Here is a 7,924-nt window from a genome sequence, read left to right as displayed (position 1 = left end):
CGCGTGCTCGGCTGGACCCTCGGGACCGTTCGGACCCGCGTGCTCGGCTGGACCCTCGGGACCGCTCGGATATCCGGGGTGGCGTGGATTCGCGGGACGGCTCCGACCCGCGTGGTCGGGCCCCGCGGCCGGCCGCGACCGGTCCGCACCTGCCCGGTGCCGGCCGCGTCGACCCGACCGGGGACCCGGCGGCGACGTCCATGGGTGGACGGGGCCAGGCCCGCTCCGGCGGCCCGGTGCCCCGCCGCCCCGGTGGGCCGCTCACCGCTGCGATGGAGCGTGAACTCGTCCGTGCCGGCGGCGACCGTGACCGGCGGGAGCCGCGCGACGAGGACCCTGACGCCGCCCACGACGGCACACCCGGTCGGGACGGCTCCCCCCACGACCGCCGCTCTCCCTACGCCCGGGAATCCGCCTACGGCGCCGGTCCTGGCGCCGACGTCGACGCACCGTACGAGGGTGACGCCGACGACGACAACGCCGACGTCATCCTCGGCGCCCGGAGCGGCGCGGCGCGGTCGGCTCCGGCCGGGGAGGCGATGTCGTTTCTGCGCCGGGTCGGAGTCGCCCTGGCCGTGCTGTCCGTGGCACTCGGCGTTGGCGTCGGCGCGGGAGTGGTGTGGGAGAAGGTACGTCCCAGCGGCCACACGGCCACCGCCGGCTCGAACGACCCGACCCCGATGCCGACCGCCACCGCTGCGGCGGGCGGCGCCGGCGCGGCGGTGGCCACCGCCCCGGCGGGCGGCGGTGCGGCCGCGGCGGGCACCGGGCAGGTGGCGGTGCCGGCGGACTGGGTGGCCTTCACCGACACGGTGCAGAAGGTGACCTTCTCCCATCCACCGGTGTGGAAGCAGCGTCGGGACAACACCGGCATCTTCTACGGCGAACCGAGCACCACCGCCGAGTTCGGACCGGCGATGATCGGGGCCGCCCGGATCGAGGGCACCGACCAGGCGGCGGCGCTGACCCGGGTGCAGGCCGGTGAGTTCGCCGGGGTGTCCGGGCTGACCCGGGAACGATCCGGCCCGGCCACGGACTCCAACGGCCAGCCGACCCAGGAGATCGCCGGCTCCTACGACCGCGAGGGCCAGCGGGTGTCCTACCTGATGCGGACGGTGGCTGGCAACGGCGCGGTCTACGTGCTGATCGCCAGGGTGTCCACCGACGCGTCGGCCAGCCTCAACACGCTGATGGGCGCCCTGCGCACCTCGTTCGCTCCGGCCGCCTGACCCACCGCCGCGCGGCCGGCTGACCGGGTCGGGTGGCTCAGAGCCGCGGCCCGGCCCGGGCTGACCGGGCCGGGGCGAGCAGGTTCCAGATCACACCGGCCGTGGCGAACGTGCCCTCGCCGGTGCGCGGCGGCCAACCATGGCCCATCGTCGGCATCAGGTACTCCACGACCCGGGCCGACGTCAAGCACGGGGCCTCCCGCCGGATCACCGGTCCACCCGCCCCGGAACTGGTCGCCGGCGCTGTGCCCGTCGCCCCAGCCGCCCCCGCCGGCCCTGCCGCACCAGCGGTGCCATCTCCGCCGACGGAGACGGACAGGCCGTCCGGTATCGCGGGCTGCGAGCTGCGCAGGGGCACTCCGTACCCGTCGGTCAGGACGGTGTCACCGGGGGCGTCGGGCTGGGCGCAGCCGTCCGCGGCCCGCATCGGCGCCATGCTCTGCTCGACCGGGGTGATGGCCGTGTTCAGAACCGGCGACCACAGCGTGCCCGCGTAGGGAACGTGCTGGTCGGCACCGCCGTGGATGACGACGAGGGTCAGTGGCGCGGCTGGCTGGCACCGGGTGACCTGCCGGCTGGCCGAGACGACCGCGATGCCGGCGATCTCGTCGCCGTGCTCGCAGGCGTACCGGTAGGCGAGCATGCCGCCGTTGGACAGACCCACCAGGCTGACCCGGCTGCGGTCGATCGGATAGTTCTCGCTGATGTGCGCGATCAGGGCCCGCAGGTAGCCGACATCGTCGATGTTGCGGGCGGAGGCGACATCACAGCAGGTGCCGGCGTTCCAGGCCTTCCCGATGCCGTCGGGATAGACGACGGCGAGTCCGGCCGCCCGGGCCAGGCCGTCAAGATCCCAGTTCGTCTTCGGGTCGGTGCCGTCGTAGTGCAGGCTGTGCAGCGCCACGATCAGGGGATACGGCTCGGGTGTGCCGGGTGGCGGCAGCGTGATCCGCAGCGGGATGCCCCGGCCGGACCGTTCGAGGGCGTCCGGCCCGGCGGTGGCCGTGGCACTGGGTGTGGGCCCGGGGGCCACATCTCCGCGCCGTGATCCACTCGCGGTGTTACAGCCCGTCACCGCAAGGAGAACCGGGATGAGCAGCGAGAGGAGCCAGACCGCGGCGATCCGGTGGCGACGAACGGCTGGCACGCTGGTTATTGTCACCCGGCAGGCGGCCCACCGACGTTACCGGTGCCGGTGATTACCCTTCGTGTTGGAACTGCTACGCGCGAGGTCGCCTTCGGGGGCGCGGACCACATTGAGCCGTGGCCGCTCGGACGGCGGTGGGCCGCGCCGACCGGCCGGACGCACCGGCGGTGCCGGGGTGCGCTCCGCCGCGGTGCGGTACCGGTCGAACGCCTCCTGCGCACGACTCTCAAGATCGTCCACCAGGGCCAGTGACTCACGTACCCGCCGCTCACCCGCGGGCCCCGCGGCCAACAGGTCGGACAGGCAGTTGTCCACCGCGCGCCGCGCGGCCAGCCAGCCGAGAAGCAACCGGGAACGCTCCAGATCCGAGAGCTGGTCCACCGAGATGTCCCTCCGCTCGCCACTCGTGACGTTGATGGGGCCGCTGCCGCGAAGATCGGTTACGAACGGGGCGTCAGCGGGTCTCCCGAACTGTGCCGGACAACCGGGTCAGGGTGATGTAGGTGGTGCGCACCGATGGCCGACCGTCGGTGGCCCGTCCGCTTCCAGAGTGCCCCACCCGCGGGCCGGGCGCGCCGTAGTTCGCCCAACGCACATCCACAGGTGCTCCTCCATCGGGCGAACCGGGTCCGAACGGTGGGTCGCGGTGCCGGTGTCGATCGGGTGTCGTCCGAGCGCGGCCCGCGACGGCTAGCCTCGGGTCGCATGACGGTGTCGGTCTGCTGGCTTCGGCGCGACCTGCGCCTGTACGACAACCCGGCGCTGTGCGCGGCCGCCGCCGCTGGTGACGAGGTCCTGGTTCTGTTCGTGCTGGACGACCGGCTGAGGCGCCCGGCCGGCGCGGTCCGCCTCGCCTACCTCTACCGCTGCCTGCGGGAGCTCGACGAGCGCCTGTCCGGACGGCTGTGCGTACGGGTCGGCGACCCGGCGCGGGTCGTCCCGGAGGTGGCGCGGGCGGTCGATGCCACCCAGGTGCACATCGGTGCCGACCACGGCCCTTATGGGCGACGTCGGGACGCCGCCGTGCGCCAGGCGCTGACGTCCCAGGGCCGGGAGCTGGTCGCCACCGGCTCGCCCTACGCGGTCGCGCCGGGACGGCTGCACACCGCTGCCGGCACCCCGTTCCGGGTCTTCACCCCCTTCTACCGCGCCTGGACCGCCCACGGCTGGCGGGCACCCATCGCCGAGCCCGCCGGGGTCCGCTGGGCCACCCTGACCGGTGCGGCCATCCCGGCCGATCCTGATCTCGGCGACGTCCGACTGCCCCCCGCCGGGGAGAGTGCCGCCCGTGCCCGCCTCGACGACTTCCTGAGCGGCCCGCTCGCCGGCTACGCCAAGCGCCGGGACATCCCGGACGGAGACACCACCTCCCGCCTCTCGCCCGCCCTGAAATACGGCTGTCTGCACCCACGCACCGTCCTCGCGGCCCTGGCCGACGTCCCCGGCGGTGGCGCGGATCCCGCCGCCGGGGACGCGGAGAAGTTCCGCTCGGAGCTGGCCTGGCGGGAGTTCTACGCCGACGTTCTGGCGGCGAATCCGGATTCGGCCCGAGCGGACCTCACCGACGCGCTCGCGGCGATGTCCTACGAACCGCCGGGCCGGACGTTCGAGGCGTGGAAATGGGGTGAGACCGGCTTTCCGATCGTCGACGCCGGAATGCGCCAACTGCTCGCCGAAGGATGGCTGCCCAACCGCGTCCGCATGATCGAGGCGTCCTTCGTCTGCAAGGACCTGCACGTGCACTGGACGCACGGGGCGCGCTGGTTTCTCGAACGACTCGTCGACGGCGACCTGGCCTCCAACCATCACGGCTGGCAGTGGACCGCCGGCACCGGCACCGACGCGGCACCGTATTTCCGGGTCTTCAATCCCGTCGCCCAGGGCCGCACCTACGACCCCGACGGAACCTACGTCCGCCGCTGGATTCCGCAGCTGCGCGACGTCCCGAAGGCGAAGGTGCACGAGCCGTGGACGCTGCCGGCCGGGCCACCCGCCGGCTATCCCGCGCCCATCGTCGACCACGCCGCCGAACGATGTGACGCCCTGGCCCGTTACGAAGCCGCCCGCGCCGCCCGCTCCTGACCCCGTCGAGTCGGTGGTGGCGCGACCGTCCGCGTCCGCGGCGCACGGGCCACCGCCGTCCGCCGGGCCGCCTACTTGTCGGCAATCCGACAGATGAATTTTCTCGTCTGAAGGACCCGGACCGTGGTGATTAGCGACCCTTGTACCCGGGCAGGAGGTACGGGGGCAGGATCTCCCGCTCCAGCCCGGCGGAGAAGTGACGGGCTCCGCCGGAGGTGGTCGCGCCCGCGTGAGATGCGGAGGGCAGCTCACGCGCGGCGCGCCACGCCTCCCCAGGCTCTCCGACGTCCAGTCTCTGGCGGCCAGGGCTCCGGCCGCCAACGTTCGGCAGGGGACGTTCGGCAGTCAACGTTCGTCGCGCGGGATCAGACGGTGATGTCCACGGGCGTGCCGAGGGGGACCGTCTGGGCCAGGCGGGTGATGGCGTCGTTGTTCATGCGGATGCAGCCGTGGCTGACATCCTTGCCGATCAGCTTGGGCTCGTTGGTGCCGTGGATGCCGATGACCGGCTCGTGGCCGTCGAAGGAGGTCATCGACGTCGAGAAGCCGTTGAGGCCGAAGGCGTACGGGCCGTAGGCGCCCTTGGGGTTGCGGGGCTGGAGGAGTTCCATCAGGTAGAAACGTCCGCCGGGGGTCGGGGTGTCCGTGGTGCCGATCGCCACCGGTTCCTCGGCGATGGGGGCACCGTCCTTGAGCACCTTCAGCGAGTGCTGGCCGCGGGATACCACGATGCGGTACGGCGTCTCGGACGCGGTCACCTGGTCGGCCTGGACCCATCCGGTGCTTCCGTTGGGTGCGACCGGAAGCATCACCTGCCACCAGCCAGGCAGCTTCGCCTGGACCAGGAAGACCCGTTTCACCCCGTTCTGGTTGGGGCTCGCGAGCGTCGAGGACGGCTGGGTGTCGGTCGGCGCGCTGTAGAGGTCCACGCTGGCCCCGGACGCGGTCACCACCGTGCTGCGTCCCTGGCCGATGCCGGCGATGGCGGCGAGCTGGCTGCGCACCTGCGCGAGAGGTTTGGTGGGCGCGGCCTGGCTGCCGTCGCCGCCACTGCCCCCACAGCCGGTCAGCCCACCGAGCCCGACCAGCAGGCTCGCGGTGAGCACGGTGGTACGCACGACGCCGAGCCGCAGCCGCGACCCGGCGACGGCGACCGCACCCGAATCCGGGCCGGCGGCGTGGGCCGAGGCCGGTCGCCGGGCCAGTCCCAGCCTCATGATCATCCCGTGTAGTAGGGCTCGGCCTGGACGGCGACTGCCGCCGCCGGTGCCGCCGCCGGCAGTACCACCGGTGCCGCGATCGCGGGGATCGTGGTGGGGGTCACCCCGGCGCAGTTCGACACGCCGATCGTCGGAATGGCGACCAGTAGCTCCTTGGTCTCGGCGTCCCAGGGGGAGCCGATGACCGCGATGGCCTTGGACGGCAGCGGCACGGTCTGCTGCGGGCCGATGTCCAGGATGCCGCCGCCGAGGCTGGTGTCGAACCAACCGAATCCGAAGCTCTTGTCCGAGGTGTTACGCAGCTGCCAGGAGGGTTCCGCCCCGGTGCAGGTGAACGTCAGCACCAGCGGGTTGATGTCGATGTCCTCGACACCGTTGATTTCCTTGTCGAACGGCACCCGGAAGGGCAGCAGATCGAGGAATCGGTCGAGGCCCTCGTTGCCGGTGGACGGCTTACCGGTGGCCGACACCTCGATACCCGGTGACACGCTCGGCACCGGCAGGCCACTCGGCGTCGCCTCGGCACTGGCCGAAGTCGTGGCGGTGGCGCCCGGGAGGAGCCCCGCCCCGAGGGGCGTCGCGGAGGCGTCCGGGGAGGCGGTCGTCGTGGCGTCCGCACCTGGCGTGCTGGTGGGGGTGGGAGCTGGGGCGATGCCCGTGGCCGGGGTCGCCGTCGCGGTCGCCGTCGTGGTGGGCGTCGAGCCCGGTTCGCCCGGGTTGGTCGTGGCGGCCGAGGCAGCGGGAGCCGCCAGCATGATCGCTGCCATGCCGAGGAAGCCGGCCGTCATGGCCCGCATTCCGGTGCTGCGCATGAATCTGTCTCCTCGACATGGACCTGCGGAAAAGCTGATCGGGGAGAAGGTAGCAACCTCCCGGCCATCCGTATACCTCCGGGTCTGGCGTAGCGTGACCGTTGGGGGAGGGAAGCACCTTTTCGCGGTTATCCCACCGTCAACGGACGATGTCCGCCGCGGTGATGTGTGCACTTCTGGATGGTCCGTGGTGGCCGGATGACCTGCCGTATTCGGACCATCCGTGGTCGTGGCACGGCCGGTCGATCCGCCGGATCGATCCGGCGGGACGCGGCCGGTGCGACCGGGTCGGGGCCGGGCCGGAGCCGGGTGGGGCCGGGGCGCGGCCGAGCGCGGTCGGCTCGATGGTGGTGGCTGGCCGTCGATCTCAGGGTGCGAGGCGCTCCACGATCCAGCGTTCCGTGCCGCCCGCGAGGGGGTCGGCCGCAGGGGTGCCCGTGGCGTCGGCTCGGTCGCTGGTGATCCGGCGGAAGCGCAGCCGGTCGTGCAGGCGGTTGGACCGTCCCTGCCAGAACTCGACGGTTTCCGGCACGAGGCGCAGCCCGCCCCAGAACGGGGGCGTCGGCACGGGTGTGCCGGGTGGCCACCGGGCGGCGAGGCGCGCGGCTCGCTCGTCGAGGATCGTCCGGGATGTGATGGTCTCGGACTGGTGGCTTGCCCAGGCGCCAAGCTGCGATCCTCTGGGCCGCGCGGCGAAATACCGTTCGGTCTCCGCCCGGCTGACCCGTTCGATCGACCCGACGACCACGACCTGTCGTCCCAGGGCATGCCAGGGGAGCACCAGGGAGCCGTACGGGTTCTCCGCGCTTTCCTGGCCTTTGCGGGACGTGTAGTTCGTGTACAGCACGAGGCCCCGGTGATCGAAGGCCTTGATGAGCACCGTGCGTGCGCTGGGCCGGCCCAGCGCCGAGGCGGTGGCCAACACGGCGGCGTTGGCCTCGGTGAGCCCGCCGGGAGCGGACGTGCCGGGAGCGGACGTGTCGGCGGTGGTGGCGGCGACGGCGTCCGCGAACCACCTGGCGAACTGCTCCACCCAGGTCGGCGCGAGCTGCTCGGCCTCGAACCCGTCCGCTTCGTAGGACCGGCGTAGCACCGAGGGGTCCGGTGGCGGGACGGCGTCGTGCGGTGAGGAGCTGGACATTCCTGGGATCGTGCCAGCCCGGGCCGTCCAGGCGTGGCCAGGGCACGGCCGTGGTCGAACGGGCGTGCCCGGACTGTCGTGGTTCAGGCCAGGGCGCTCAGGATGTTCGCGACGCCGCGGTCCCAGTCGGTGGTGAGATCCGTGCAGGGACGGCCGCCGATCCGGGCCGGGACATCGCCGCCGGACAACACGGCCGGCAGGAATGTGATGCCGCGCGCGTCGAGTTCGCTGGTGAGCGCCGGGAGGAATTCCTGGGCGATCCAGGGCGCGTGAATGCCAAGGGTCGAATGGCC

At 72.7% G+C, this 7,924-nt stretch carries 8 protein-coding genes and 1 pseudogene; 2 read left to right on the top strand and 7 right to left on the bottom strand.

Going from position 1 to position 7,924, the window contains the following annotated elements; translation table 11 throughout:
• Positions 1-1,229 (top strand): LpqN/LpqT family lipoprotein (locus G6R24_RS15875; RefSeq protein WP_338084442.1); only part of this gene is annotated, 1,229 nt, incomplete at its 5' end.
• 37 nt (positions 1,230-1,266) lie between these two features.
• Here the strand turns inward: G6R24_RS15875 and G6R24_RS15870 are convergent.
• From G6R24_RS15870 to G6R24_RS15860, 3 genes are all read right to left on the bottom strand, one after another.
• Positions 1,267-2,376, bottom strand: a complete 1,110-nt coding sequence (locus G6R24_RS15870; RefSeq protein WP_338084441.1) for a CE1 family esterase — start codon at positions 2,374-2,376, stop codon at positions 1,267-1,269.
• A 36-nt stretch (positions 2,377-2,412) separates the two neighbouring features.
• Entirely contained in the window at positions 2,413-2,757 is a 345-nt protein-coding gene (locus G6R24_RS15865) for a hypothetical protein (protein ID WP_163550022.1), read from the bottom strand.
• Positions 2,758-2,830: 73 nt separating this feature from the next.
• Positions 2,831-2,977 carry a hypothetical protein gene (locus G6R24_RS15860; RefSeq protein WP_163550021.1) on the bottom strand — a complete coding sequence of 49 codons (147 nt, stop codon included), beginning with the start codon at positions 2,975-2,977 and terminating at the stop codon, positions 2,831-2,833.
• Between the two features lie 104 nt (positions 2,978-3,081).
• Between G6R24_RS15860 and G6R24_RS15855 the strand changes: the two genes are divergently transcribed.
• Positions 3,082-4,458 carry a cryptochrome/photolyase family protein gene (locus tag G6R24_RS15855; protein ID WP_163550020.1) on the top strand — a complete coding sequence of 459 codons (1,377 nt, stop codon included), beginning with the start codon at positions 3,082-3,084 and terminating at the stop codon, positions 4,456-4,458.
• A 365-nt stretch (positions 4,459-4,823) separates the two neighbouring features.
• Here G6R24_RS15855 and G6R24_RS15850 read toward each other — a convergent pair whose 3' ends face one another.
• From G6R24_RS15850 to G6R24_RS15835, 4 genes and pseudogenes are all read right to left on the bottom strand, one after another.
• Positions 4,824-5,675, bottom strand: a complete 852-nt coding sequence (locus tag G6R24_RS15850) for a L,D-transpeptidase (RefSeq protein ID WP_163550019.1) — start codon at positions 5,673-5,675, stop codon at positions 4,824-4,826.
• A gap of 2 nt (positions 5,676-5,677) precedes the next feature.
• Entirely contained in the window at positions 5,678-6,490 is an 813-nt protein-coding gene (locus G6R24_RS15845) for a hypothetical protein (RefSeq protein WP_163550018.1), read from the bottom strand.
• A 367-nt stretch (positions 6,491-6,857) separates the two neighbouring features.
• Positions 6,858-7,631 (bottom strand): pyridoxamine 5'-phosphate oxidase, encoded by a 774-nt coding sequence (gene pdxH / locus G6R24_RS15840; protein ID WP_163550017.1) that lies wholly within the window; start codon positions 7,629-7,631, stop codon positions 6,858-6,860.
• Between the two features lie 83 nt (positions 7,632-7,714).
• Positions 7,715-7,924 (bottom strand): annotated as a pseudogene (locus G6R24_RS15835) (toll/interleukin-1 receptor domain-containing protein); the annotation flags it as partial.

Source organism: Candidatus Frankia nodulisporulans (assembly GCF_902806475.1).
In the GTDB taxonomy this organism is placed as follows: domain Bacteria; phylum Actinomycetota; class Actinomycetes; order Frankiales; family Frankiaceae; genus Frankia; species Frankia umida.
The sequence above is the reverse complement of the archived record's forward strand: the minus strand, read 5'-3'. Positions and strand labels throughout refer to the sequence as shown.